General features: G+C 59.2%; 26 protein-coding genes. 17 read left to right on the top strand and 9 right to left on the bottom strand.

Annotated elements, in window-relative coordinates; translation table 11 throughout:
* Positions 1 to 5 precede the first annotated feature (5 nt).
* The 4 genes from ACK509_RS01755 to ACK509_RS01740 form a co-directional block, all read right to left on the bottom strand.
* Complete coding sequence (locus ACK509_RS01755) at positions 6 to 2,516, bottom strand: efflux RND transporter permease subunit (protein WP_410764779.1); 2,511 nt, start codon at positions 2,514 to 2,516, stop codon at positions 6 to 8.
* A 3-nt stretch (positions 2,517 to 2,519) separates the two neighbouring features.
* Complete coding sequence (locus ACK509_RS01750) at positions 2,520 to 4,070, bottom strand: COG1361 S-layer family protein (RefSeq protein ID WP_410764778.1); 1,551 nt, start codon at positions 4,068 to 4,070, stop codon at positions 2,520 to 2,522.
* A gap of 426 nt (positions 4,071 to 4,496) precedes the next feature.
* Complete coding sequence (locus ACK509_RS01745; RefSeq protein ID WP_410764777.1) at positions 4,497 to 5,219, bottom strand: DUF429 domain-containing protein; 723 nt, start codon at positions 5,217 to 5,219, stop codon at positions 4,497 to 4,499.
* 24 nt (positions 5,220 to 5,243) lie between these two features.
* A complete protein-coding gene (locus tag ACK509_RS01740; protein ID WP_410764776.1) occupies positions 5,244 to 5,933 on the bottom strand; it encodes an ArsR family transcriptional regulator in 690 nt (229 codons plus the stop codon).
* Positions 5,934 to 6,281: 348 nt separating this feature from the next.
* Here ACK509_RS01740 and ACK509_RS01735 point away from each other — a divergent pair, with 348 nt between their 5' ends.
* The 3 genes from ACK509_RS01735 to ACK509_RS01725 all read left to right on the top strand — a co-directional run bounded on the left by ACK509_RS01735 (position 6,282) and on the right by ACK509_RS01725 (position 8,133).
* A complete protein-coding gene (locus ACK509_RS01735; RefSeq protein WP_410764775.1) occupies positions 6,282 to 6,713 on the top strand; it encodes a DoxX family protein in 432 nt (143 codons plus the stop codon).
* Between the two features lie 111 nt (positions 6,714 to 6,824).
* Positions 6,825 to 7,406 (top strand): flavin reductase family protein, encoded by a 582-nt coding sequence (locus ACK509_RS01730; RefSeq protein WP_410764774.1) that lies wholly within the window; start codon positions 6,825 to 6,827, stop codon positions 7,404 to 7,406.
* A 73-nt stretch (positions 7,407 to 7,479) separates the two neighbouring features.
* Positions 7,480 to 8,133 (top strand): hypothetical protein, encoded by a 654-nt coding sequence (locus ACK509_RS01725; protein ID WP_410764773.1) that lies wholly within the window; start codon positions 7,480 to 7,482, stop codon positions 8,131 to 8,133.
* Positions 8,134 to 8,164: 31 nt separating this feature from the next.
* On the opposite strand, the gene ACK509_RS01720 is transcribed toward ACK509_RS01725, so the two are convergent.
* On the bottom strand, positions 8,165 to 8,593 hold the full coding sequence (locus ACK509_RS01720) for an SRPBCC family protein (protein ID WP_410764772.1): 429 nt from the start codon (positions 8,591 to 8,593) through the stop codon (positions 8,165 to 8,167).
* 75 nt (positions 8,594 to 8,668) lie between these two features.
* On the opposite strand from ACK509_RS01720, the gene ACK509_RS01715 reads away from it, so the two are divergent.
* The 4 genes from ACK509_RS01715 to ACK509_RS01700 all read left to right on the top strand — a co-directional run bounded on the left by ACK509_RS01715 (position 8,669) and on the right by ACK509_RS01700 (position 13,024).
* Positions 8,669 to 8,794 (top strand): hypothetical protein, encoded by a 126-nt coding sequence (locus ACK509_RS01715; protein ID WP_410764771.1) that lies wholly within the window; start codon positions 8,669 to 8,671, stop codon positions 8,792 to 8,794.
* A gap of 114 nt (positions 8,795 to 8,908) precedes the next feature.
* Complete coding sequence (gene mvaD / locus ACK509_RS01710) at positions 8,909 to 9,883, top strand: phosphomevalonate decarboxylase MvaD (RefSeq protein WP_410764770.1); 975 nt, start codon at positions 8,909 to 8,911, stop codon at positions 9,881 to 9,883.
* A gap of 42 nt (positions 9,884 to 9,925) precedes the next feature.
* A complete protein-coding gene (locus tag ACK509_RS01705; RefSeq protein ID WP_410764769.1) occupies positions 9,926 to 11,059 on the top strand; it encodes an NAD(P)/FAD-dependent oxidoreductase in 1,134 nt (377 codons plus the stop codon).
* 225 nt (positions 11,060 to 11,284) lie between these two features.
* The gene (locus ACK509_RS01700; RefSeq protein WP_410764768.1) at positions 11,285 to 13,024 is read left to right on the top strand and encodes a histidine kinase N-terminal 7TM domain-containing protein; all 1,740 of its coding nucleotides are present in this window, start codon (positions 11,285 to 11,287) and stop codon (positions 13,022 to 13,024) included.
* Positions 13,025 to 13,045: 21 nt separating this feature from the next.
* Here ACK509_RS01700 and ACK509_RS01695 read toward each other — a convergent pair whose 3' ends face one another.
* From ACK509_RS01695 to ACK509_RS01685, 3 genes are all read right to left on the bottom strand, one after another.
* Positions 13,046 to 13,693, bottom strand: a complete 648-nt coding sequence (locus tag ACK509_RS01695) for an SOUL family heme-binding protein (RefSeq protein WP_410764767.1) — start codon at positions 13,691 to 13,693, stop codon at positions 13,046 to 13,048.
* A gap of 83 nt (positions 13,694 to 13,776) precedes the next feature.
* Positions 13,777 to 14,427, bottom strand: a complete 651-nt coding sequence (locus tag ACK509_RS01690) for a hypothetical protein (protein WP_410764766.1) — start codon at positions 14,425 to 14,427, stop codon at positions 13,777 to 13,779.
* Between the two features lie 173 nt (positions 14,428 to 14,600).
* The gene (locus ACK509_RS01685) at positions 14,601 to 15,908 is read right to left on the bottom strand and encodes a hypothetical protein (RefSeq protein WP_410764765.1); all 1,308 of its coding nucleotides are present in this window, start codon (positions 15,906 to 15,908) and stop codon (positions 14,601 to 14,603) included.
* A gap of 236 nt (positions 15,909 to 16,144) precedes the next feature.
* On the opposite strand from ACK509_RS01685, the gene ACK509_RS01680 reads away from it, so the two are divergent.
* The 9 genes from ACK509_RS01680 (at position 16,145) to ACK509_RS01640 (ending at position 24,704) form a co-directional block, all read left to right on the top strand.
* Positions 16,145 to 17,302, top strand: a complete 1,158-nt coding sequence (locus ACK509_RS01680) for a helix-turn-helix transcriptional regulator (RefSeq protein WP_410764764.1) — start codon at positions 16,145 to 16,147, stop codon at positions 17,300 to 17,302.
* 116 nt (positions 17,303 to 17,418) lie between these two features.
* A complete protein-coding gene (locus ACK509_RS01675) occupies positions 17,419 to 18,573 on the top strand; it encodes an acyl-CoA dehydrogenase family protein (RefSeq protein ID WP_410764763.1) in 1,155 nt (384 codons plus the stop codon).
* Positions 18,574 to 18,627: 54 nt separating this feature from the next.
* Positions 18,628 to 18,756, top strand: coding sequence for a hypothetical protein (locus ACK509_RS01670; RefSeq protein WP_410764762.1), 129 nt, complete (start codon positions 18,628 to 18,630; stop codon positions 18,754 to 18,756).
* Positions 18,757 to 18,824: 68 nt separating this feature from the next.
* Positions 18,825 to 19,511: an HAD family hydrolase gene (locus ACK509_RS01665; protein WP_410764761.1), complete on the top strand. Its 687-nt coding sequence runs from the start codon at positions 18,825 to 18,827 to the stop codon at positions 19,509 to 19,511.
* Positions 19,504 to 20,508 (top strand): phosphotransferase family protein, encoded by a 1,005-nt coding sequence (locus ACK509_RS01660; RefSeq protein WP_410764760.1) that lies wholly within the window; start codon positions 19,504 to 19,506, stop codon positions 20,506 to 20,508. The genes ACK509_RS01665 and ACK509_RS01660 overlap by 8 nt, the downstream gene beginning before the upstream one ends.
* Positions 20,509 to 20,655: 147 nt before the next feature.
* Positions 20,656 to 22,170 carry a molybdopterin-dependent oxidoreductase gene (locus ACK509_RS01655; protein ID WP_410764759.1) on the top strand — a complete coding sequence of 505 codons (1,515 nt, stop codon included), beginning with the start codon at positions 20,656 to 20,658 and terminating at the stop codon, positions 22,168 to 22,170.
* Between the two features lie 49 nt (positions 22,171 to 22,219).
* Complete coding sequence (locus tag ACK509_RS01650; RefSeq protein ID WP_410764758.1) at positions 22,220 to 22,495, top strand: winged helix-turn-helix domain-containing protein; 276 nt, start codon at positions 22,220 to 22,222, stop codon at positions 22,493 to 22,495.
* A gap of 2 nt (positions 22,496 to 22,497) precedes the next feature.
* Positions 22,498 to 22,794: a hypothetical protein gene (locus ACK509_RS01645; protein ID WP_410764757.1), complete on the top strand. Its 297-nt coding sequence runs from the start codon at positions 22,498 to 22,500 to the stop codon at positions 22,792 to 22,794.
* A gap of 230 nt (positions 22,795 to 23,024) precedes the next feature.
* Complete coding sequence (locus ACK509_RS01640) at positions 23,025 to 24,704, top strand: histidine kinase N-terminal 7TM domain-containing protein (protein WP_410764756.1); 1,680 nt, start codon at positions 23,025 to 23,027, stop codon at positions 24,702 to 24,704.
* A gap of 280 nt (positions 24,705 to 24,984) precedes the next feature.
* Here the strand turns inward: ACK509_RS01640 and ACK509_RS01635 are convergent, their stop codons facing one another.
* Positions 24,985 to 26,034 carry a tyrosine-type recombinase/integrase gene (locus tag ACK509_RS01635; RefSeq protein ID WP_410764755.1) on the bottom strand — a complete coding sequence of 350 codons (1,050 nt, stop codon included), beginning with the start codon at positions 26,032 to 26,034 and terminating at the stop codon, positions 24,985 to 24,987.
* Positions 26,035 to 26,565: 531 nt separating this feature from the next.
* On the opposite strand from ACK509_RS01635, the gene ACK509_RS01630 reads away from it, so the two are divergent.
* Positions 26,566 to 26,844: a winged helix-turn-helix domain-containing protein gene (locus ACK509_RS01630; RefSeq protein WP_410764754.1), complete on the top strand. Its 279-nt coding sequence runs from the start codon at positions 26,566 to 26,568 to the stop codon at positions 26,842 to 26,844.
* The last annotated feature ends 3 nt before the right edge of the window (positions 26,845 to 26,847 follow it).

Genomic DNA, 26,847 nt, shown 5'->3' with positions numbered 1-26,847 from the left:
GTGAATTAGTCGGACGCTGGCATCGGGCCATATTCGGGGGCTGAGGGACCGAGTGGGACGAGTGGATTGTTTCCACTGAATCGGTCCCACAGGGCGAGTGCAGACGGGAGAACGAGTATCGACGCGAGGAACGAGTACAAGATACTCGCACCCGTTAGAAGCCCGAACTGGCCAAGAATCGACAGCACGGCGAGGACGAGGACACCCAGTCCGAACACCGTGGTCAACATACTCCCAGCGAGTGCGCCGCCAGTGCCGCGAACCGTTCTGTCGAGTGCGGTCTCCAAGTCGTGTTCGGCGCGCTCGTCGATGAATCGGTGGACGATGTGGACCGAGTAATCGACGCCGAGACCGATGGTGAGCGCGAGAACCGTCGCGGTGAAGGCGTTGAACGAGATGTTCGACAGGCGCATGGTCCCGGCGACGAAGGTGACGGCGACGAGAATCGGGACGAGATTTGCGAGCGCGAGCGAGGGTTTTCCTTCCAACCACCAGTAGACGAGAATGAGGAAGATTCCCGTCCCAATCATCGAGAGCGCGAGACTCTGGATGGCGGAGTCCAAAATCAAGTCGGAAATCGCCGAGAAGACGACGATTGTGCCCGTCGCCGTCGCGGGGGTTCGGAGTCGGTCTTCGAGGATTTGGGCGTCTGCAACGACGTCGTCGTCGCTGGCGTCTGCGCGAACACGGTAATCGACGCGGGCACTCCGATAGTCCTCCGAGAGATACTCCGCAGCGAGCGGTGCTGATTCTGTCTCGAAGAGTGCATCGTAGACCGATTCGAGGTCGCGGTCGGGGATGCCATCACCGTCTCTATCGTGGCGAGCGACGAGCGTCGCAAACTCCGGATTCTGGTCGGCCTCGTCTTGGATGATAGTGAGGATACTCGTCGCGTCCGCCTCGCGGTTGACCGAGATGACGGTATCTGGTGGGTCTTGTGAGGCACGATGGAGTTCTTCGAGGAACGCGTCGTTCGTCGTTCGCCCCTCGATATAGAGGGTGACGATACCGCTTTGGGAGGCGGCGAATCGGTCTTCGAGGAACTCGATATCGGCGACAACAGAGTACTCGCCGGGCGCGAAGGGTTCGGGGAGCGACTTCAGATAGGCGGGTGCTTCGGCGGGCGGAAGGAAGTCTTCTTGGCCGAATTCGGTATCGACACCCGTCGCGTACCACATCGCCGCCCCCGAGAGCAGGAGTGCGATGACGACGACGACGAACGGCGCGCGAAGCGCGGGCGCGACGCCGACGCGGAGGACGGTCCCGAGCGACGAACCTTCGCGGCCAAGTGGAGATTGGCTAAACGTTGGAATCGGGTAGCGTTGGCGGAGTCGGTCGATTTCGACTTTCGCCGCCGGGAGGAAGATACCGAAGACGAAGAACGTGAACACGATGCCGATGGCGGCGACGACACCGAAGTCCCGAATCGGTGTGAGGTTGCTCACGAGGTTCGAAAGAAATCCGATGACAGTGGTTCCGGTCACGATGAAGAAGGCGACGAGGAGTTGGTCGGTCGCTTTGCGCATGGCGTCGCCCACGTCGTAGCCATCGGCGCGGTCCTCACGGTAGCGATTGACCGCGTGGATGCCGAAGTCGATGCCGACTGCGAGCAACAACGGCGGGACGGCAATCATGATTTGGTTGAACGGAATCCTCGCGAGACCGAGGAAGCCGAACGTCCAGACGAGTGCCATGCCGAGTGCGACGGCCCCCAAAATCAGGTCCACGAGGTCGCGGTAAGCGATGACCAGAAAGAAGACGATAAAGAGGACTGCGGCGGGCACGACGATGATGAGCGAGTCGGTGATGACGGTCCCGAACTCGTCGGCGATGATGCCCGACCCGAACACGGAGATGTCGCCACCGACCGTTTCGACCACGCCGACGGCTTTGCGCTGAATCGGCGTCAACGGGCTTTCACCGCCCTGTCCTGCGCCGGTCTCTTCGGCGATTGGGAGCGAATGCGTGATGACGGCGATGGTCGCACTGGCGGAGGGAGCGGTCGGATTGAAATCGTCTGCCAGCAGGGCAGTGAACTGCGGGTTCTCGGCGTTCGAGCGAATCGCGGCGTCGATTTCACTGTTCGTCGCGCTCTCGACGGTCACTATCTGCCGGTCCAGCGTCGTTGCATCCGGGTCGAGCGTCAGTGCGACGACCGAAGCGGCGCTTGCGGTCGATTCGACCCGCAGGTCTTCACGCTCGGAGAGGCGTTGCTGTGCTTCGAGCATCCGCAGGAGTTCGGTTCGCGTCAGAACGTTCGGCGCGCGCTGGATGAGTTGCGTACTCCCCTCTCCCTCCTCGAACGGTGGGGAGAACTCCTCGGTGATTCGCGTGAACGCCTCCTCCTCTGGGACTTCTTGTGCGAACTGTTCGGTTCCGGATTCCGTTTCGACGGCCCCAAGACCGGCCCCAAAGACCAGCGTGAGGACGAGAAAGACGAGAATCACTCGTCGTGAGCGATTGACGATTCTATCGTCAACCCAGTCGATGAAGTCTTGGAACTCGAATCGGGCCACGGCTCATCGCTCCCGTCGCCGGAACACGAGCAGACCCGCACCACCGGCGGCCGCGACGAGGACGACGACGGCGAGAACGGGCGTCGTCAGACCGAATGGAAGGCCGGACCCGCCGGTGTCCTCGATGGTGACGGGGATGCGGTACACGTCGGAGACGACGGTTTCACCTGCACCGTCTTCGTACCGGAAGTCCAATTCGGCGGGGTACTGCTTTTCGAGCGCGCCGCCCTCGGCATCGACCGAGAATACCAGGGTTGCTGACTCGCCGGGACCGAGTTCGTCGATGAACGCCTCGGAGTCCGACGACGAGAGCGGCGCTTCGACGTAGAGCTTTGCCGAGATGTCGGTGAGCGTCTCGTCGCGGTCGTTGGTGATAGTCACGCGTATCTCCTCGGTCTGGCCCGGTCCGACCGTGCCGTTCTCGACGGAAATCTCGAATTCGGGCGATTCGGGGGCTACCTCGGCGCGAATATCGAGTTCTTCGCTCGTTCGGCGTTCGCCGCTCGCATCGCGGTAGGTGACGGTTGCGGTGAACTGTCGTGGGCCAGCGTCGGCGTTCGCAGCAGTTTCAACTTCGAAACTGAACGGCGCACTGGCTCCGGGTTCGAGGTCGCCAATTGCGTACTCGGTCTCGGTTGCCACGGCGGTCCCTTCGGGGATTTCGATGCGAACGACAGCGTTCCGAACGGGGGCGGTTCCGTCGTTGACGACGACACCCTCGATTTTTCCGTTATCGCCGACGCGGAGGGTACTCGTCACCTCTTGGAGGCTAAAGGACTGCTCAGGGCTCGGGACGAACCCGGCGGCGAGCGGGGGTGATTCGAGGCGTGCGCCGTCGGGGTCTTCGTACCCAACAGTCACCGAGAGCGCGTAGCCACGCATCGAAGCATTCTGTGCGACCGAAGTGTCGTAGATAAACGTCTGGTTCTCTCCGGCGGGCCAGTCGAGCGCGAACTGGCTCGCTCGCGGTGCATTGTCGAACGTCACATCACGCGACTGCGATTCGACCACGACGATAGCGTCTTTCGCGTCGAGTTCGCCGGTGTTCTGGACCGTAATGGCGAGCGTGCCATCGCCACCGACGGGGGCAGAAGATTCGACATCGACGACACTGAAGCGGACGCGCTCTTCGATGCGAACCGGCACGTCGAGGTCGTAGGTTCGGCGGTGTGCGTCGTCGAACTCGTAGGTGACTCTGAGCCGAAGGTCGTACTCGCCTGCTTCGACGTTCGCGGGGGCGACGACGCGGAAGGCAACCTCACGGGTCGCGCTGTCGTTCATCGTCCCGACGAACACGTCGCCCGTCTTGACGGTGAACGGCGTCGAACCGGGGTCGAGGCGAACGCGGACGTTCTCGGCCGTCTTGGAGACGTCTTCGGGGTCTGTCGGGTCGTTCGTCACGACGACGCGAACCATCGTCTCAGCACCCGGTTCGAGAACTGGGTCGACGACGTAGGCACGGAAAACGGGGACTTTCGTATCGGCGGCGACCGGGAAAGGGACCGCAGATAGCACGAGCAACAGGGCGAGGAGGATGGCTGCATAGCTCTTCATAACGACCTCTCAGGGTAGTCACGAACCGAAGACGGCACCGTGGTGATGGGTTCGTGCCCTCTGTGACTACACTAATTGTGAACGAGATACGTCACACAAAGACAAATACAGTATTCCGGGTCGAAAAGAGGGTCTCGAATACTGACTCGTTCTCTGTGGCTGTCGCTCCGGTGAGTTGGTCACGGTTGAGGATTCGGGTGGCACGAGCGTGGTCGTCCACTTTGACTAACTGACTGGCTGGTACTAAGTCACGCAGTGGGCGTACATTGGGCGGTGAGTATGGATACAACGACCACGCCGAATAATAAGTTGAACACTATCCATAAAAGTCTTCTCGTAGTGGACGTACGGTATACTATTGTTGGATATATATTATAATGATGCGCAAATTTCCGCTAGTTATTGGTGTAGTTTGGAAAGTGCATCTTAGTTTGGAGTGGTCGGTGCGTGAATCGCCATCGGGAGTCCTGTCGCGTCTGTCGGCGGCGATGTCGGAATCGATTCTAAGGGGTGTGTCGCGCTCGCTGCGAGAGCGAGTGCGTCGATGACGTCGTCGCGGGCGACGTCTTTTCTGTACGTTCGTTCCAGCGTTTCACGGTACACTACACGCGGGTCTCCCGTCGGAAACACCTCACAGAGAAGTTCGAGACGCTGTTTTCGCCCTGACTTGCTCGATTTCGATGTCGAAAGCGGTTCCCCTGCAAACGCACGAAACGCGAGTTCTGGATGTGCTTCGAGTACCTGTTGGCGGGCATCGCTATTCTCCTGCAACACGGTATCGACTTCCCGAATCTTCGGAACGAGATTCCACGCCTGAATCGACAGTCCGTACCCGCTTTTCTCTTTATTCATTGCGCTCGCGCGCTCGTGCGAGGAGGCATCGAGTACTGCGCGAACTGGTGCGAAAAAGACCGTTGCGGCGCGTGGACCCATCAGCTCTCGGGCAACCGAGTCACAGGTTCGACGACCCGTCTCGGGAAGGCCGATGGGCATATCGACGAGTATTCGGTCGGCATCGATCGAGTCAGCGAGTCGCCACACCGCAGAAAATGAATCTGTGATTTCGATGGAGAGGGCTTCACTGGTATTACACGCGCACACCCAACCGGTTCGACAGCCATCGACTCCCATAACCGTTGACCGCGCCATTATGGGGTTCAGTTGGTACCCAGCTTAGTTAACACGCCCTTCGAGCGGGGCAGAAAGTAGAATGTCTTGGCACGACGCCGCGAGTTCGGTGATCGATTTGTCGAAGTCCAACTCGACAGAGACGAGGAGTTCTGTCTCCGTACTCACTTGGACTCTGACGACGAGTGCGTCTTCGAGACCGTAGGCGACGAACTGAACGTCGCCAGCAGGCGAGTCACCGACGGAATTGTCGATTGGTTCGCCGTTCGTAAGCGTCGATACCAGTGTCTTGAGCGTGTCGATGTCGTAGTCTTCGGTGAGTTCTTCGGAGGTGAAGTGTACCCACGTCTGGTCCGATTCACACCAGACGAGTCCTCGGAGGTGACCCCCGTAGGCATCGGTGAGTTCGGCGACTATGTTGGTACTCGGGAACTCCGCTCGCTCGACGACCGAAATCTCACCGAGTTGGTCGATTGCGACTTTCTTGTGCGCAGCGCTACCGAGTTCAGTCAGGCCGTAGAGTCGGCCCTTCTGTTGCGATTCGGGTACGAGGAGTTCCACAATCTCCTTGTCTCGAAGTTCAGAAAGCGCGCGCGACACGTGGGGTTGTGCCAGTCCCGTATCGGAGGCGATACGTGACGGTAATCCAGAGCCGTTATCGTCTAAGTACTCGCAGACTGCGAGTCGATATCGGGAACTTGCGATGTAGCCTGCTGCGTTCCAGGCTTCACTCATGGCTGGTCCCCAATTTTTGATTTGTAATCATGTCAATCACGTCCCAATTACAATCGTGTGTCAGAGGGGGTATATCTTTCGGCAAAACACTCCATTATGATACGACCTTAATACCAAATCCGGGAGTTTCAGGCGAAATTGGACTACCACGGAGTTATATCAGTCATTTAAGACTTACTTGGTAGTGGGGTAGTATCAGTTCTGTCACCCGGTACACCGCTAGCCACCCAGTAACATGTACGCCAGCGAACATATATGTGAGTTCATCTCCGTACTTGGTAACGTGATGAACGCAGACTCTGAGACGACCGACAGACAACAGACCACCACGCCGATCGAGGTGTCCGCATGAGCGTCGCACTACAATTTTCTGCACCGGGTGCTGACGTCGCGTTCCTCCTCGCACGTGTCCTCTTCGGTGCCGTCATCGCCTTCATGGGTCTCAACCACTTCATGAATGTTGACCAGATGACAGGATACGCCGAGATGAAGGGCCTTCCTGCACCCCGGTTGGGTGTCGTCTTCTCCGGCGGCATGCTCGTCTTCGGTGGCCTCGGTATCGCAATCGGTGCGTTCCCGACACTCGCCGCCGGTGCCGTCGCGCTCTTTATGCTCGTCAGCACGCCGCTGTTCCACGACTTCTGGGCCGTCCCCGAAGACCAACAGCAGAGTGAGATGACGAACTTCCTGAAGAACGTCGTCATCCTCGGCGGGTCGCTCACGTTCCTCGCACTCAGCAGTGGAACGTGGTCCTACGCCCTCGGTGTCGGCCTCTTCTAACGGCACACTTTCTTCCCACGTCCCACCTTCTTTCACCAGTATGCACACACAATCTGCCACTCACGAGTCGCATCACGGAGAGCGTTCCAGAAACGTCGCGGAGGGTCGCTAATGGAAGGGTCACCGACCGACTTCGGGTCGCCCTACCGGCTCTTGTCGGGGGCAGTCGTCCCCCGCCCAATCGCGTGGGTGAGTTCGCGCGGCGAACCTGCCGACAACCTCGCGCCGTACAGTTTCTTCACCATCGCCAGCATCGACCCACCAGTTCTCGTCTTTGCACCCGTTGGCCACGGTGACTCGCTGAAGGACACCCCGCGAAACGCCATCGAACACGGCGAGTTCGTCGTCAACATCGTCACCGAAGACCTCGTCGAAGCGATGAACCAAACCGCTGCGACAGTTCCGGCAGACGTAGACGAGTTCGAACACGTCGGCATCGAGAAAGCCGATGCGACAGTCGTGGACGCCCCACGCGTCGCGGACGCCACAGTCTCTTTCGAGTGTACGCTCTACGACAGCATGGAAGTCGGTTCTTCGACGCTCGTTCTCGGGGAGGTCGTCCACGCGCACGTCGCGGACGATATTCTCACCGACGGCAAACTCGACACGACGAAATTAGATGCGGTGGGCCGACTCGCCGGGAGTGAGTACGCGAAGTTGACCGACCGATTCGAACTCGTCCGTCCCTCGTAAACAGGCCTTCCAAATATCGTATTTGATACTCCCACGGAAAATTTATCTCGCCGTACATCGTTCCTCCGTACGAATGAGCGACGTATCGTTAGAGAACGAAGTCTCACTTCTCGAAATTGATGACCTCACGACCGTCATCGAGCGGCTCTACGACGCGCGCGGCGAGCGGACCAAGCGCGTCGAACGAGATGGTCGGACGTTCCTCTTTGCTGCGCCCGCTGGCGAGGACGCGCCGAGCGAAGTGGTCTGGGTCGATGCGACCGCCGAGTTTAGTGAACACACGGTGACGGCGTTCGCCGACCGCTGTGAGGACCGCGGCGTCGTTGGCAAACTCATGACGACCGGAGACGAAGACGATGCGGCCGAGACGCTCGCCTACGCGTTCGCAACCGACGAACAGCTCTCGGAGTTGGGAGAGGACGACGACCCCGAGACGTTCGAACCCGAACTCCTCGTCCCAGTCGAAGACGTGGCGGTTCCCATCGAACTCGTCTCGCTCACGGACATCGTCGAATCACTCGAAGAGAACGAACTCGACGAGTGGGTCATCGACGAGTACTACGAACCGCACGAACAGGCGTTCGAAGAAATAATCGAAGAAATCGACGAAGAGGAAGCGGCGGCAGAAGCCGCGGCACAGGACTCTTCAGGCGGTTCTGGACTCACGCTCGCCGCGATTGCTGTCGTTCTCGTCGTCGCCGTCGCTCTCTTCGTCTTCGTCCTCTAGTTGGCGCTCGTCTCTCCTCTCTTCGCTTCTTTCAGTCTCCTCTCTGTGCAAGCCGGTCTATTCGTTCGAGTGCAACAGCACAGACGACTGCGTAGGGTGCCGCCGCAACAGGTAGTTCGAACGAAACGAGACTCGAATCGACCCCCCACGACCGAACGCGGTGGCCAGTCGCCGGAATCCCCGCGACGCGCCACGTCCAGCGATGTTTCTCACAGGTCTCGATAGTAAATGGAACCCACACGCCTGCGACCCGGACTTCCCCGGTGCTTCCCGGTTCGATACGACCCGAAACTCCGCGAACCGCCGAGACGCTCGGTCCCCACTCAGTCCAGTACTCGACGTTGGTCACGAGCGACCAGCACCGCTCTGGGGACGCCGAGATGACACGGGAGACGACGAGCCGTCGTCCATCGGGCGTCGTTTCGAGACGCGTTCGTATCCCACCGTACCCACCGACCATAGTCCTAGTATGATAATAAGTCGTAATATAATATCCGCGAAAACCTTATTGCCTGCCGTGTCACCGGTTGTCACAATGAGCGAAACCAACCGAACACGACCAAAACAGACGATGCGAGACGTGAGCCACACACCACCAGCAGGCGAGAGCGTGACGAACGTTTGGCAACGCGGACACGCAGAAGAGCGCGCAGAAGACTAAGCGAACACGCAACGAGCGAGCACTTCTCTCCGGAACTCACCGCACCAGCGACATCGTCGCTGAGTTCCGTTACCTATCGGGACGTTTAACCCACAGTCTGACGGCTTTTCGTCTATGAAGGCCACCGCCAAGGCCCACCCAATTCAGGGCCTCGTGAAGTATCACGGGATGCGAGACTCGGAGCGTCGAATGCCGTACCACGACAGCATCAGCGTCTGTACCGCACCGAGTCACACGAAGACCACCGTCGAGTTCCTCCCCGACGCAGAGGAAGACGTGTACGTCATCGGCGGCGAGGAAGTCACCGGTCGCGGCGCAGAGCGTATTTGTGACGTTGTGGACCGAGTCCGTGAACTCGCTGACTTCGACCACCGAGTTCGACTCGAGAGTGAGAACTCCTTCCCCTCGAACATCGGGTTCGGGTCGTCGGCATCAGGATTCGCCGCCGCCGCGACGGCACTCACCGAGGCGGCTGGCCTCGACATGACACACCCCGAAATCTCGACGGTGGCCCGCCACGGGTCGGCGTCCGCCGCTCGCGCCGTCACGGGTGCCGTCTCGATTCTCTACTCGGGCATGAACGACACCGACTGTCGCTCGGAGCGCATCGAGACTGACCTCGAAGACGACCTGCGAATCGTCGCCGCGCACGTCCCCGCATACAAGGAGACCGAACAGGCTCACGCCGAGGCAGAGGACAGCCACATGTTCCAGGCACGGATGGCGCACGTCATCCCCCAGATAGACGATATGCGCGACGCACTCTACGAGGCCGACTTCGACGCCGCCTTCGAACTCGCCGAGCACGACTCGCTGTCGCTCGCCGCAACCACGATGACCGGCCCGGCTGGATGGGTCTACTGGCAACCACGCACCATCGAGGTGTTCAACACGGTTCGTCAACTCCGCAAGGAAGAGGATATCCCCGTCTACTTCTCGACCGACACGGGCGCGAGCGTTTACGTCAACACGACCGAAGAGTACGTCGAACGCATCGAAGAAGCAATCGCCGACTGCGGCGTCGAAACCGACGTGTGGAGCGTCGGTGGCCCCGCCGAAGTCCTCGACGAGTCTGAAGCACTGTTCTAACTCGCCGTCACCCTCTTTTTCTTCGCGCACCTGACAACGAGTATGCGTGTCCTCGTACTCGGTGCTGGCTACGCAGGGGTAACGCTCGCCCGCGACCTCGAACGCAAACTCCCCGACAGCGCCGACCTCACCGTCGTCAACGACGCTCCAACGCACCTCGTCCAGCACGAGGTCCACCGCGCGATTCGGCACCCTGCTATCGCCGACGCGATTTCTATCCCGCTGTCGGACCTGTTCGACCGCGCCAACGTCGTCACCGACCGTGTGACAGGCCTCGACCGAGAGGCTCGACGAGTTCACCTCACTGACGGCGACTCGCTCGACTACGACTACTGTGCGGTCTGTCTCGGCGGCGAAACCACGTACTTCGGGATTCCGGGTCTCGAAGAACACGCTCTCCCCCTCAAGCGTCTGGACGACGCCGCCGCCATCCGCGAACGCTTCTTCGAATCGTGTACCCACGGCGGAACGGTCGTCATCGGTGGTGCTGGTCTCTCGGGTATCCAAATCGCTGGTGAACTCGCCGCGCTCCGTGACGAGGAGAGCGCAGCGACGGATATCGTCCTTCTCGAACAGTTGAACACCGTCGCTCCGGCGTTCGACCCACCCTTCCAGCGGGCAGTGCGCAACGAGTTGCTCGACTGTGGGGTCGAGATTCGAACGGGGACGACTGTCGAACGCGCAACTGAATCGACCGTCGAGACCGACACGGGTGATATCGACTACGAGATGCTCATTTGGGCGGGCGGTATCGGCGGTGCCGACGCGATGGAGAACGAGCGCCCGCTGGTCCGTGCCGACCTTCGACTCGACGCGCGGACGTTCGTCGTCGGCGATGCCGCCCGGGCGGTCGATGCCGACGGCGAACCCGTCCCCGCGAGCGCGTCAGCGGCGATTCGTGAGGCAAAGGTCGTCGGGAAGAACATCGCAGACCAAGTGCGATACGAACTCTCCGAAGACCACGACGAGTTCCCACCGCGTCCAGACCCGTATCGCTTCGACGTTCCCGGGTGGATAGTCTCGGTCGGGGACAGTGCAGTCGCACAGGTCGGCCCGCAAATCTTCCGCGGGAGTGCCGCAAAAGCGATGAAAGCGACTGTCGGTGCGGGCTATCTGACGACTGTCGGTGCAGTTTCACAGGCGGTTGACCTCGTGGAAGAAGAACTCTACGAGTGAGTTCAGGAAACACAAGAAGCATTTGTAATTCGACACATTCGAGACATATGGTGTCTCTTCTCACATCGCGTAACGTGCTTCGATTACGATTCCTCGGGCCCGACAGGTAAACGAAACGATGAATGTCTTTATTTGGTATGGAATTGTCTGTAAGACTATCAGATGTGGCACCAAGATATCAACTTTCGCGTAATTGAATGTTGGTAGAGAAGGTCGTGATGTAGAATGCAGTGGCAGGACACCACCTACGCGTATCCGATGGTCTTCGCGGCAGTGACGAGTGCATTTCTCACGGCCTATGCTGTCTCGTTTAGTCGGCAAAAACGTGGGAACTCGCTTATCGTTCCGTTCACGGCACTCGCCGCTACCGTTACCGTGTGGACCACTGCAAGCGTCGTCAAACTGCTCCTCATCGACCCCTCCGCGAAATTGACCGCGTACATCGCACTTCACGTCGGTGCGGCGGCCGCGCCACCTGCGTTTCTGTTGTTCGCACTCGCCTACACGGACAAACACGAGTGGGTCACTCGTAGAACAGCGACTGTGTTGTACGTCGTCCCGGTGCTGTTCGTACTCGCACTCGTGTTCAACCCGAACCAACTGGGGTACACTGGGTGGGAGATTTACGTCGAGAACGGCGTTCACTTCCTCCACGTCCACGACGGCCCGCTGAGCATCTTCGGACTCGGCTACAACTTCGTCGTGTTGCTCCTCGCGCTCGGCGTCATCGCACACTACGCACTGCAACTGTCTGCGCCGTTTCGGATGCAGGCGTACCTCCTCCTCGGCGGGATGGTCATCCCACCGATTATCGCGGCGTTCGAGCTGACACAGACACCGCCCCTGGCTGGTGGGGTGAACTTGATACCCGTCTCGTTGGCGATTCCGGCGGCCACGTTCGGGGTCGCAGTGTTTCGCTACAGACTCTTCGACCTCCGACCGCTTGCGTACGCGATGGCCGGAGAGCGGTCAGCAGACGGGCTCGTCGTCCTCGATTCGACCGAGACAATCGTCCACGTCACCGACTCCGTCTCGACGCTATTGAACTCGACAAACTCACTCGTCGGCTCGGAAGCCATGGCGTGTATTCCACTGTACGACCAACTCGAAGCCGACGGCGAACCGCTCGACCTTCCAGTTCCAGGTGTCGATGACCGATTTATCGAACTCAAACGCCACACGCTCACTCGGTCATCTGCGCCGGTTGGGGGGGTAATTACCGTCCGTGACGTGACTCACCGAAAACAGTACGAACTCTCGTTGCAGGCGCGGAACGCCGAACTCGAAGTGTTCAATCGAATCGTCCGCCACGACATTCGGAACGATATGCAGTTGGTCACGTCGTACATCGACCTCGTGTTAGACCGTGAATCGCTCTCCGAGTCTGGCCGCGAGCAACTCAACACGGCGCTTCGCCGGGCGATGCACACCGTCGAGTTGACCGACGTCCTCGGAGATTTGATGCGCGCGACCGACGACAGAGACCGGATTCAGCAAGTCGAGGTCGGAGGCATGCTCAGCACTGCCGTCGAAGGCCTCCGCGAAGGTTACCCGAACGCAACTATCTCGTTCTCGTCGTGCCCGCGAGCGACCGTCATGGCGAACGACCTCCTCGATTCTGTCTTCGAGAACGTCCTGAAGAACGCCGTCGTCCACAGCCGAAAAGACGACCCGACAATCGACGTCTCACTCTCGGTGAGCGACGACACTGCGACCGTCAGTATCAGCGACGACGGACCGGGCATCCCCGACGACAGGAAAGAACAGGTGTTCGGTGAGGGTGAACGCGGCCTCGAAAGTCGTGGAACGGGTATCGGTCTCTATCTCGTCAAGACCATCGTCTCGAACTTCAGCGGCGCAGTCTGGGTCGAAGATAACGAACCCCAGGGTTCGACGTTCGTCATCGAACTGCCGCTCATTCCTACCCCACAGACCGTAGAAACCGACGCCCACAAGGTCAAGTAACGCTGGTCGGGAGCGGGCGATTCAACTCGGCGAGCCACCGACAGTCCGTCGTTGTATCTCGATTGCAACCTCGTTCGTCCGCATGAACGGGAGCGTCCACGGCGAGTCGTACTGCAACAAGAACGCTTCGCCGACGATAGGAACCGAGTGTTCGGCAAGAATCGAACGTAAGGTGTCGGTTTGGCGTGCTGTTCGACCGTCTGTGGCAATCCACGAGAACTGCTTAACGGCGAGCGTTCGCGCGGGATGCTCGACGAGTTCGACGTTCGAATCTGTCGGGCGCGGCGCGCTCTCGTAATCGTACTCTTCAGGAAGGAAGAACGCCATGTGGAGTTCGTCCCCATCGGATTCGGTGGCCACGGGGGCAGTCATCGGGATTTTCGTACTCGTCTGTTCCGTCTGGACCGGCGCAGTCATCGAAACTTTCGTCCGGCCCTGATTCGCCCCCGAGATGTAGTTGAACAGGCGGCGGAACGCAGTGTTGGTCGTTGGAGCGCTCGTCTCGACCGTTATCGTCGTCGGATACTGTCTGATTTCGACGCCATCGAACTCATCGACGACGGTGTACGGGACTCGTTCGACGTCACTTGGACCGAACGCTCGGGTGGCGACGACGCCAGCAACCGCGAGACCGACGGCTGAGAGGGCGAGTATCGTGCGGCGCTTCATGGCCCTCATACGTCAGCGAACGATAAGACCGATTCGTCAGTAAAAGGAGAAAGAAGAACCAGTACGGTCCCCCGAGTGGTTCCTTACTCGGGCTTGCGTACAAGTACAGCAACGACACTAACGACGGCCAACAGAGCGAGAACCGGGGCGGCACCGACCGGCATCTCACTCGATGACGTGGTCACGGGAGTGGTTTCTTCGTTCGCCATCCCGGTTGCTTCGAACTCGACTGCGAACCCATCGAGTGATTGGCCATCAGTCCACGCGACGGTTGATCTCGTCTCGCCGTTAGGGTTCGGGGCGACCGATACGAGTTCGTAGCCGTCGGGTGCGTTGACGACGAACGGTCGTTCTGGAGCGAACCCATCGTTGAACGGTTCGGCGAGGACGACTCGTCCATCGCGCTCGGTTGCGATGTTGGTCCACGTCGCCGAGAGTTCGACGACGCCAGTGGTCCCGCTGTGTATCGTCTTGAACTCCGCATCAGGACTTCGAATGCTCATCTCTCGTCCTGTTTCGTTCGACGCGCGGGCCGCGAGCGGTTCGAGACGAGTGGCATACGCGTCTGCAAACGTCGATGCATTCGCTTTGACGCGTTCGAAACCGGTTCGTTCTGCCTCTGCAGTCAAGTCGTACACGAGTCGAAGGCTCACCTGTGCGGAACCGTCCGGTTCGAGCGCGATGATAAAGGCAGAACTGTTGTTCGCTATCAGTGCTGCAGGCTCGGATGACATCGAGCTTGACGAGCGTGCCGTCTCGGACCCATCCGTATTGGAAATGGCTGTAACCGGGACTGTGAGTACACTGAAGAGTACGAGTGCTGCGAGACTACCGTTGACAACCCATGTCTTCCAGTCAGTCGTTCTCGAAGGTTCGCTCTCGTCGGTGTGTGTCTCGGGTCTCGCCTTCATGCACGCTCAGGAGTGTCCGTCTCGTCCTCCTCCTCATCGTCGTCTTTCTCGTCGCTGTCGTCTTCGTCTACGTCCGTCTCATCGTCTTCTTCGTCTGCGTCATCGTCGGCTTCTTCTCTCTCGTCATCTTCGTCCTCTTCTTCGTCTGCGTCATCGTCCTCTTTGTCGTCGCCTTCCTCCTCGTGTTCTTCATCGTCTTCTCTCTCGTCGTCTTCGTCCTCTTCTTCCTCGTCTGCGTCATCGTCGTCTTTCTCGTCGTCTTTCTCGTCGTCCTCCTCCTCATCCTCATCTGGGGATTCGATTTCAGATTCGAGACGGAAGACGGTTCCAGACGAGCCATCGACGCGAACTTCGGCGTCACCAGTCGAATTGGTGCCAGTCAGTTCGAACTCGAACTCGTAGTAACCCGAATCGTCGTGTTTGTCGCTTTCGACCAACGACCACGACCCGGTCGAAGGCGTGCCGAGTTCGCTTCGAGCGGTGTCGAGCGCCGTCGATTGGCTAATCGTGAAGTTCGAGTCGTCGTCGCGCTCGCGCTCGATTTCGCGTGACTCCTCGCCGTCCTCGCTCTCGACGCTGATGGACAGTCCACCAGCCGTCTCGATTTCGATCTCACCTTCGCTGAGACCCGTGAACCGCTTCAGAAGTGCGTTTGCACCCACGCCAGTGACAGATTCGAGGTCATCGTCGATGGTCTGGAGTGACGAGTTATTGAATCCAACCGCTGCAAGACTCGTGTTCGAGACGTTCTTCGAGCGAGATTCGAGGCGTTCGATACTCGTCAGGAGGTACTCACTGCGTGCGTTGAGTGTGGCAATCCGCTGTGCGTACTCAGAACGCGAGATTTCACCTTCTTCGTACGATTCACTGGCTTCCTTGTACGATTCACGAATCTCCGCTGCGCGCTCCGAGAGTTCTTCCGAGCGCTCGGCGATTGCCTCTGCACGGTCGTCGTCTTCGCCGCGTTCGAATCGAACCTCGAAGGCGCTCTCTTCGACTTCCGTTCGAACTTCACTCTCCGTCTGCGAGACGATTGTTGTGAGTTGCTGGCCGACCGTCACATTAACCCCATCATCGGAGACGTTCGCATCAGTCTCGTTCGACGCGGTGGCCGAATCAGAAGTAGACGTGTTGGTTGCACTCGCGGTGGTGTTATTCGCCGCGAACCAGCCGCCTGAACCAGTCTCGATTGCGGCGGATTCGACGTCGGCACTTGGTGCTGCAGCCGATGCCGCGGCCGACGGTGTGACTACACCGACGACCAAGGCACCGACGAACAGTACCGAGAGTAGTTGTCGCATCATTGCTGTCCACTACTCATGGTGGATTGAGTATAAACCGGGAGAACCGTGGCGGTGTTTCTCGGAAGTTCCCAAACCGTTGCGAACCGTTGCAAACCGTTCAGCGGGCGTTTTTTGGGGTTTCGAGCCATCGAGCAGAGGTTCACGACGGCCAGCCAAACGTCGCCTCACTGGCTTTCACCACTGAGAAACGGTCCACGTCTTTTATCTACGAGACAGCGGTACCGGGAGATGTCGAAATGTCCCTGTCGCGTGCCGGTCCCGTCGTTGCCCTCGTCGTCATCCTCAGTTTGGTGATAGGGGGCGTTTCGGTCTCCGGGGTCGCACAGGCACAAACACAACCGGATGTGGATACGTCTATCCTGCGAATCGAACTCCACGAGAACACGTCGGCGACGTGGACGCTCCAGATTCGAACGCGATTACGAACGACAGAGGACAAAACCGAGTATCGAGCGTTCCAGCAGCAGTTCGAGAACGATACCAGCGCGTTTCTCGGTCCGTTTGCCGAGCGAATCAACGGAACAGTTCGTGCGGCAAGCAAAGCAACTGGTCGTGAGATGACGGCGGTCGATTTCTCGGCATCGACGACCATCCAGTCGGTGCCGCGTCAGTGGGGCATCGTCACCTACCAGTTCCGATGGACCAACTTCTCGCAAGCGCAATCGAGCCGACTCTTCGTCGGTGATGTGTTCCAAAGCGGCCTGTTCATCGCCGAGAACGACACCTTGGAAGTCGTCGCCCCCGAGGGATACCAAATCACCTCGGCGACACCCAGTGCGGTCGAACAAACCGATGGCGTGCTTACGTGGACCGGCCCCGAGTCGTTTTCTGACGGCGAACCGCGCGTGGTGTACGAACCACGCGCTGAAGCGACACCGACAGTACAAGCGAGCGAAACACCAGTACCGTCAGCAGACCCCGATTTGCGCACCATCGGCGGTGCGGTCGGGGTCGTGTTCCTCGCCATCCTCGTCGTCGTGGGCGTACAGCGCCAGACGAGCGACAGTCCACCCCAGAAAGGCAGTCCGCCGAACGTGACCAGCGAACCAGCCGAACCTGATTCGTCGCTGGTCGAATCGTCGCCGAGCGTCGAAGACGAAGAGCCAGCACCACCGGCAGACTCGTCTCTCGAAGACGAACTGGACGACAGTGATAGCAAAGCGTCTGGAGCAGACCTCATCGTAACCGACGAAGACCACGTGACCAACCTATTGCGGGCCTCCGGCGGTCGAATCCGGCAAAAGGACGTGGTGACAGAACTCGGATGGTCGAAGTCGAAGGTCTCGCGTGTCCTCTCACGGATGGAAGATGACGGAGTCATCACAAAACTTCGACTGGGCCGTGAGAACGTCATCGACCTCGTCGAAGACGAAAACGCAGGCGACGACTCGTAGGTGTTCACCGAGTTACGGAAATTCGACGGGTGAGCTACCACTCAATTCCGTTTCCACTAGTTGCACGTTGTTTTCAGTGTGACAAACAATATGGGCCACGTTTACAACTAACAATCATGGACTACAATCTCACAGACGAACAGCGGGCCATCCGAGAAGAGGTTCGCCGATTCGCCGAGAACGAAATCGCACCCGTTGCAACCGAGTACGACGAAGAAGAGAAGTATCCGTACGAAATCGTCCAGAAGGCGGCCAAGATGGGGCTGACGGGCGCACACTTCCCAGTCGAATACGGTGGTGTGGGTTACTCCTCGTTAGAGAACGCACTCGTCACCGAGGAACTCTTCGCGGTGGACCCCGGCATCGGACTCTGTATCACCAGCGCCGGGTTCGGCGCAGAGGCAATCATCGCCTTCGGGACCGACGAGCAGAAAGAACGCTACCTCCCACCCATCGTCGATGGCGAGTCCGTCATGGGCGCGGCCATCAGCGAACCACAGGCAGGGTCCGACGTGACCGGCGTCCGCACCCGTGCCGAGAAAGACGGCGACGAGTGGGTCCTCAACGGCAACAAGATGTGGATTACCAACGGGAGCGTCGGGGACTACTTCGTCGTCATGTGTCAGACCGACCCCGACGCAGACGACCGATACTCCGGATTCTCGCAGATTATCGTCGAGGCCGACCGAGACGGCTTCTCGGCCGACAAAATCACGGGGAAGATGGGTATTCGCGCCAGCGACACTGCCGAACTCATCCTCGACGACGTGCGCGTGCCCGAAGAGAACCTCGTCGGCACCCGCGGTATGGGCTTCCTCCAACTCATGCAGTTCTTCGACGAGACGCGAACTGCCGTCGCCGCACAGGGTGTCGGCATCGCCAAAGGTGCCTGCGAAAAAGCACTCCAGTACGCCAAAGAGCGCGAGCAGTTCGGCCGCTCGATTAGCGACTTCCAAGCCATCCAGCACAAACTGAGTGAGATGCACACTCGGACCGAAGCGGCTCGGCAGTTGACCTACAAATCGGCGTGGAGCGTGGACAACGACGAAGGCCAACTGACCGCCCTCGCGTCGATGGCCAAGGAGTTCGCCTCCGACGTTGCGACCGACGTCGCCGACGAAGCAGTCCAGATTCACGGTGGCGCAGGCTTCGTCAACGACCACGACGTCGAACGCTTCTACCGCGACGCGAAGATTACCCAAATCTACGAGGGCACGACGGAGATTCAAAAGACCATCATCGCCCGTGAACTGCTCGGGAAAGGGTTCTAACGACGAGTCGAGTTCGGCCGCGTCGTTAAGCCCTTCGAACGTCAATTTTTCACCATGAGTTCCGCCGACGAGCGCACATCCGAGTTCACCTGCGACCTGTGCGGCGACCACTTCGCCACGAAAGCAGAGCTGAAAGACCACGTCTGGGAGTATCACGAGTTAGACGGCGACGTGCCGCCGTAGACAAAGAACCAGTTCCCGTTCAGAATCCGGGGGACGACCGTTTTATCCTCACCACTCCTAGGCATCCTGTGGCTTCGTTCGACGCAGTACTGTTCGACCTCGATGGGACGCTCTGCCAACACGACCAGAGTGAGGAAACCATCTACTTCGGTGCGTTCGACGCTGCCGGAATCGACGCCTTCGGTGCGCCGAGCGACCTCTGGTCGGCGCTCGCTGGGCCGCCTGACCCAAACAATCCGCAAAACTACCTCGCAGAGGGGTTCGAGCGCGTCGCAACCAAACACGGGTACGATGCAGTCGATTCGACTGCGCTCGCAAAGGGGTTCATGGAGATAGTTGATCACACGGCCGTTTCGTTCCGACCCGGCGCACTAGACGCGCTCGACGCCGCCGCAGACGCCGGGCACGTCGGCCTCATCACCAACGGCCCCGAGCATCGACAGTCGATAAAACTCGGGGCGTTAGGTCTCGAAGAAGCATTCGACGTGGTCGTCTACGCGGGCGATATGCCCCGACGAAAGCCGTTTTCCGACCCCTTCGACCACGCACTCGACACGCTTTCGGTCCGCGCTGAGGCGAGTCTGTACGTCGGCAACTCGCTCAAATTCGACGTCGAAGGCGCACAAAACGCCGGACTCAGCGCGGCGTGGTGCCCGGAAGACCCCGAGATTATCGAGTCGATGGACGGCTACCAGCCAGAGTTCGTCTTCGAATCACTCCACGAGTTGGCTCCCGTTCTCACCGCAGATGACTGACGGTGTTCCGCCGGGGCTATTTTCTTCGACTTCCTACGAGTTCGATATGGACGGGCGAGCGAACGTTGTCGAGGAGGTCATCTCCGGCGAGTTCCCGAATCGGAGCGTGTCGTCAGTGACACGACCGACTCGTGGGAATCACAAACAGACCGCTATCGTCACGTTCGCTGACGGGGACTCCGTGGTCGTCCAACGCTCGCCCGATATAGACAGTATTCGGCTCGAAACCGCCCTTTCTGGGCTGATTCGAGAGCGAACTACGGTTCCAGTTCCACGCGTCCTTGCGACTGGTACTGTCGATGGACACGGTTACGCGATCGTCGAACACGCGTCAGGATCCGACCTGCACGAGCAGTTCGTCACGCTCGATACATCCCGCCAACGCCGTATTGCACGGACTTTCGGTCAAGCGCTTGGTGAACTACACGACTCGTTTTCGTTTGCTAGCTACGGTGAACTATCGCTTGATTTGAACAGTGTCGGAGAGTCGAGAATGCAAGGAACCGAAGCGACCGACTGGCGCGAGTGGTTCACGTCGTATGCGCAGACCGGTTTCGAGACACTGTCGTCCGAATTCGACCACATCCAACCTGCACTCGCGGCCGTAGTCGAAGACGCAACGCTCCCCGCGTCGCCGCCATCGACGCTCTATCCGTGGGATTTCCGACCCGGAAACGCGCTCGTCGCAGACGGAGAAATCTCAGCGATACTCGATTGGGGTGCGCCGCTCGCCGCCGCGCCAGGGCTGTCGGTTGCGAAAGCCGAACACCTCGTCGCCGACTGGTACGTCACAGAAACCGACCCGCTTCGAGCGTCGTTCAAATCCGGCTACGAGTCGGTGACGCCGTATCCCGAGATTTCACCCGTGTACCGGTTGGCGGCGATTGCACACTCGGCGGTCGATTCGAATGGCGACGTCACCCGTCCACGCTATCCCGAGATTGCCGGAGCAGATGCAGTCGAGTTCCACATCGACCGGTTCGAGTCGGTGTTGTAATCGGGCGGGGCGAACCGAGTCAGTTGCGCACTCAGCAGACGGTCGAATTCTAGAAAGACTTGGGAGAGAATGTAGTCGGACGTGCTACCGATGTGGACCTGATTTTGAAAAATCCCTATTCAGTGTCCACGCTTTCTCACACCTATCATGACACAAGACGCGGGACAGCGACGATTTTCGCTCGGAATCGAGTCGCTCGTCGTCGCACTGTTCGCAGGACTCGCGGGCGTCGCTGGTTCGTTCGCCATTGCGTCGTTTACCCCGGTGTTCATCGCCGGTGCCATTGCAGGATTCCTGGCTCGAACGCTCCCGGGCGAAATCATCACCTTCAGCATCCTCGTCCTCGGCGACCTGGGGGACCAGTTGAACACCGTCATGGCGTTGGGCCTGTCGGTGTTACTCTTTGCCATCGCCGCACTCCTTGGATTTTGGGTCGAGAAGTACGTCGAATACCGCGTCGCTGGCGTGGTTTCTCTACTACTGACCGCTGCGATTGCATTCGGAATCACCGGAGCATTCCAACCCTCACTCGTGGCTGGTGTGGCCGCAGGAATCGTCGTCTTGGTTGCCGACCTCATCACCCCCGGTGCAGTCGGAACGACCACTGACTCCTCTGCAACCCAGTCACCCGGCCGACGCCGAGTTCTCGCCGCGATTGCGAGTTCGATTCCGCTCGTCTTCGGTGGCTACCTGCTCGGGTCGCGTGTGACCGACCAATCTGAATCGGCATCGCTCGATGTCGGCGAACCGTGGGCAGGCCCCGACGTCGACGCCCTCCTCGCCGAAGCATCCGAGAAATCGCTCACCGTCTCGGGCCTCGAACCGCTCATCAGCGACGAGTTCTACCAAGTAGACATCAACTCGACCGACCCCGACCTCGATGCCGCCGAGTGGTCGCTGAAAGTCACCGGCGACGTCGAACGGGAACTGTCCTACACATACGAGGATATCGTCAGCCGTGAAGTCGAACACCAGTTCGTCTCACTTCGTTGTGTCGGCGAAGCTCTCAACGGCAAGAAGATGGATACGGCGCTCTGGACTGGCATCTCGATTATGGACCTCGTCGAACCCGCTGGCCCCGCCGAGAACTGCTGTGTGATGCTCCGAGCATCCGACGGCTTCTACGAAGAGTTCCCGCTTCCCGCCCTCGAAAACGGCTTTCTCGCGTTCGGGATGAACGGCGGCCCCCTTCCCCGCGGTCATGGCTACCCCGCACGGGCGCTCATCCCCGGCCACTGGGGTGAAATCAACGTCAAGTGGCTCACCGAAATCGAAATCCTCGAACAAGAGGTCGATGGCTACTGGGAGAAACGCGGATGGCACGGCACCGGCCCGGTCAACACCGTCGCCAAACTCCACGTCATCAACGACCTCGGCGATGGACGCAGAGAAGTCGGAGGCCACGCCTACGCCGGAACGCGCGGTATCGACCGCGTCGAAGTCTCCATCAACGGTGGCGGTTCGTGGAACGATGCCGACCTCTCCGAACCCCTCCCCGGAACCGACGTGTGGCGGCAGTGGTCCTACACGTACACCGCCCCGCCCGAAGAACACGAAGTAGTCGTCCGAGCGACCGACGGCACCGGTGAACTCCAATCGCGCGAAGAAGCTTCACCCTTCCCCAACGGACCGTCGGGGTGGGTGACCCGAACCGTCCGCTAACGATGACTACGTATTTAGGACTCCTCTCAGAACGAAGGGACGACCCTCGATGGAGAAGGCGCTCTGGTATCTACTGGCCGGAACGCGCGGCGGTACGACCCGAGCGAAGCTTATCCGCTCGCTCTCGGAGCGCCCCCGTAACGCCAACCAGCTATCGGAAAGCCTCGACATCGACTACAACACCGTCCGGTACCACCTCGACTTGCTCGTCGAACACGATATCGTCGAGAAAGGCGAGGAAGGGTACGGGACGATGTACTTCCTTACCGACCGCTTCGAACAGCACCGCGACCAATTCGAGACGATTTTGAAACAGATAGAATGACCATGGCGATGAGCCCACTCCTCACGATTGCGACTGTTCTCTCCGGCATCAGCATCCTGCTCTTGGCCGTCTTGACGGCCGTCTGGATTCGCAACTACCGGACGTTCGAATCGACGCTGACACTCGGCTTGATTGCCTTCGGTGTCACGTTGCTGCTCGAGAATTTGCTTGCCATCTTCTTCTTCTTCAGTACGGAGATGCTCTATGCAGGCACGCCCGTTGTGCAGCAGGCGATTTTGGGGCTGCGAGCGTTGCAGGTCGTGGCGATTGGGTTTTTGACGTACGTGACGGTGAAGTGAGTTTTCGCCCTCCTCCGGCACCTCGACCGATTCGGGTGGTGCTTCGGGAGCTACCGCTTCGAATGACGCGAACGGCACCTTCCCCGAACGGATGTCGTCGCCCAGCCAGTACCCCAGGTGAGGTAGGCGAGGATAGCGATTCGAAGCACCCCTCCAACACGGGTGTGAGCGTGGGATTTCGAAGTTTGCACAATACCTATTATCAGTACTGCGAGAGGGAGTAGTAGAACATGGTGTGGAGCCTTACAACGGCGTCAGTACTCGGCGTCATAGCTTCACTCATCTCGGGCCTCGTCGCCCTCTACTCGTTACGTCACCGGAACAAGCGGATGGCACTCCAGTTTACGGTTCAAGAGGTCGCACTCGTCGCGTGGTCGATATCCTACGCGATACAACTCGGATACGGGACCTTCAGTGAGCAACTGTTCTATCAACGAATCACCCTCGGTGTTGCCGGGGTCATTCCAGCCGCCTTTCTCCTGTTCGCGCTCGCCTACTCCGGCCACGACAGATGGCTCTCACGTGACCGGGTTGCGCTCCTCGCGGTCGAACCACTCGTCTGGTTCCTGCTCTGCATCACGAATCCCGTTCACCACCTTGCCTGGACGGGTGCGAAACTAGTCACAACGCCGCTTGCGTCCGTCACAGCTCTCGAATTCGGTATCGGATACCTGGTCCATATCGGCTACTCGTACTCTCTTGTCACGCTCAGCATCGTCATCCTCATCCAATACGCGACGAAAGTTGCACCCGTCTATCAGAAGCAAGTCGGCTTACTGGTCGCAGGGGCGATACCGCCGTTCATCACCCATATCGTGTTTACACTCGGCTACAGTCCGATTCCTGCGCTCGACCTGACTCCCTTCATATTCGCGTTCACGGGTATCGTTTTCGGACTTGCGCTCTTCCAGTTCGACCTTCTGCACCTGACCCCGATCGCACGCGAACAAGCGTTCCACGAAGCTGGTGACGGACTCCTCATCGTGAACAACGACGGAGAGATTATCGATGTCCTCGGCGTTGCGGCACAAGTTCTCACACCGACCCCTCGAATCGGTGCGTCGCTCGGAGAACTGTTTCCCACGGGCGGACTCGACGCACTCCACGACTCGGAGATAAGTGTGACCCACGACGGTGAACAGCGAGTGTATCAATTTCAAGTGTCGCCGGTGGCTGCCCATCACGGCCAACGGGTAGGCACGCTCGTACTCATGCGAGACATCACCGGGCTGTACGTATCGAGACAACGACTCAGCGTGAGCAACCGCGTCCTCCGGCACAACCTCCGAAACGATATGAACGTCGTCCTCGGCTACGCGAGCGAACTGGAATCGAAACTCGACGGCGACGAGGCGAAAGAAGCACGGATTCTCCGAGAGAAGGTCGAACATTTCTTCGAACTGGCGAACAAAGCAAAACAAATCGAGAACGTGTACGCCAACACCTCGGACGAGGGGGCGACTATCGACCTCGTTGCGCACCTACACGACGTCGTCGCCGACCAGCAAACCACCCATCCTGACGCGGAGTTCACCGTCGAACTACCTCTCGAAGCCTCCCTCACAGGTATCGAATCGAACACTCTCCGACTCGCCGTTGAAAATCTCATCGACAACGCAATCGAACACAACGATTCGGAGACACCCCGAGTCGCGATTACAATCGAAGCAGACGAGGCTGAGTTCCGGGTCAAAATCGCTGACAACGGACCCGGCATACCCGAAATCGAGCAGGATGCCGTGGGTGCCGAGAGAGAGACGTCACTCAATCACAGTCAGGGCCTCGGCCTCTGGCTCACCTACTGGTGTACGACCAGATGGGGTGGCGACCTCCAATTCGAGGCGGACGACGACGGGACCACTGTGATACTCACGTTCCCGAAAGGCAAGGGCTCACTCGTCGCGATATAGTGTGCGCGCCTTCGTGATTCTCTCGTGGAATGGGTGAGGTGAAGGAGGCGCGCCGGGTCGGGGTGGGTGAGAAGTAAGGGAACAACGTGCATGTTCTGTACACCGATTGCGAGACCACCTCGCTACACTGTTGAACATGGACTGGTCGAGTACCGCGAACGAAGCCGAAGGCTCGTGAGGAAACCCAACGAAGTAAAAAGGTGGATGGGCGCTGCAGGGGTTGCGAAACCGGGGTATATAAACTACCACCGAAACCAGCGATTTGAAGCTACCCTTCATTTTACCAAGGCAGGTGATTTCGGCGTTGTTCGGCTCTCTCGCGCTCCCCGCGTTTGTCGTAGTGCTTGTCGAGCACCTGGTCACTGGCGTCTAAGCGATCTGATACAACTCGACGAGGAACTTCCTCCCGACGATAGAGCGTCACCACCCCCTTCCGAACGTCGTGGGGAGAACGGGACGACGGGCACTTGCTCGAACTCCCGATAGGGACTGCTTCGCAGGTCTCCATGTCCCGATTGTGCGGGCACCCTTTCGCAATCCAGCAGGGACGAGTGACGCAGTACACGTCCTGCCGAATCGTACTCGTCGAGGCGCGCCCCTGCGTGGTGGTGAGCAGTGGACGTCGTCCATTCTCGTCGCGCTTGTCGATGCGAGGGCCGTCGATGTACGCCTGGAGCATTCGACCAACCCGGTCAGAAACAGCGTTGTGGCGCTCGCCACTGTAGCCGTTCTTGATAGGAGTTCCAGTCTCCGGTCTGTGGACGTACTGGATGATTGGATTGTGTCCCTCGAGGTCGAGGTCGCGCAGGTCGAGGCCACGAATCGCACCCATTCGAGCGCCCGTCTCCCAGAGGAGTGCGAACACGACGTGCCGCCGGGAGGCGTAGTGGTAGCGGTGAAGGTAGTCGAGAATCGCAGGCGCACGGTCTGGGTTAATCGTCGAGTCGGACACGTCCGCCGTGCCGGAAATCTTCGGGAGCGCAACGCGCTCGTAGAAGTCTTCGGGGACAGCATTCACGTCAGCCGCGAATCGGAGGAAAGCACGAAGTGTGGTCAGCTGCGTCTTCAGCGTGACCGGGGCAATCGCCTTCGGCGACTCGCCATCTTCGACATCGAAGTTCCCTTCCCGACGCCAGATGCGGTACTCGAACAGGTCGCGTCCGGTCAGGTCGTTGAGGTCGTCGATGCCGTTCTCTTCGCACCACTGGACGAACGCACCGAGTCGGTACTTGTGAGATTTCAGCGTCCAGTCTGCGAGTTCGTCTCGCCGAGCGTCGAGGTACATTCTCACCGCTCGGTCGGGCGCGAGTTTCTCGAGGTCGTCGCTCATTCGCGGACCTCCGTGGAGGGTTCACTTCCAGCCCATTCGCTACGCTTACAACCGGGGATAGGGTATCCAAACATGGCTTCCATTGTGAGGCCGCGGTCCGGGTCGAGGGCGTGACCCTTCTCACAAGATACGCCCTCGAAGGGGACCGTCAGCCGGGTAGGACGTATGTGATTGGTTACTAAAACTTCGAGCCATGGCCCCGGAGTGAAAGTGGAGGTTTGAGCGAAAGTGAACGGTTTTTCTGCTCCTTCTGCGGTGCGCGTCTGTCGTAGGGGTTGAATACCCCGAGTCGTGTAGGTGAACATGCTTTCCGTACCTTGATTACGGGAGCCATCGCGGGCCAGTGTTGGTCCACTGGGTCCGTTTCTGACGAATCTGAAGACAATCAGAATCGCGTGTAGCTCTCGTTACCCACAGGACTGTACGAGAGAACCTTAACTGTTACCCACAGATTTGTAGGTATTACATACAAATTAATACGCAATTCAGATTGACGGAAATATCTATACACAGGGAAAATAGTGTGAGTGTATGCGTGTTCCCCTCGCAGATTGGATGACTCCAACCGATAGGGCGATTCTTGAGCGCCTGCGAAACGAGGGGAACGACGAACTTGTTCTGACTCCTGCACTGATTGCGGAGAACACCGACTACGCGAGAACGACGATTCGAGAGCACCTCGCCACACTGCTCGAACACGAGCTGGTCGAGTACCACGACGAGGAGCGAGCGATTTACCGACTTTCTGAACGAGGTCGCGGATACCTCGCCGGGGAGATCGACGGCGAAGAGTTAGAGAAAAGCGACTGAGCC

The sequence above is a fragment of the Haloferax sp. DFSO60 genome (assembly GCF_046557615.1).
Taxonomy (GTDB): domain Archaea; phylum Halobacteriota; class Halobacteria; order Halobacteriales; family Haloferacaceae; genus Haloferax.
Note: the sequence above shows the minus strand (reverse complement) of the source record. Positions and strands in the feature narration are given on the sequence as shown.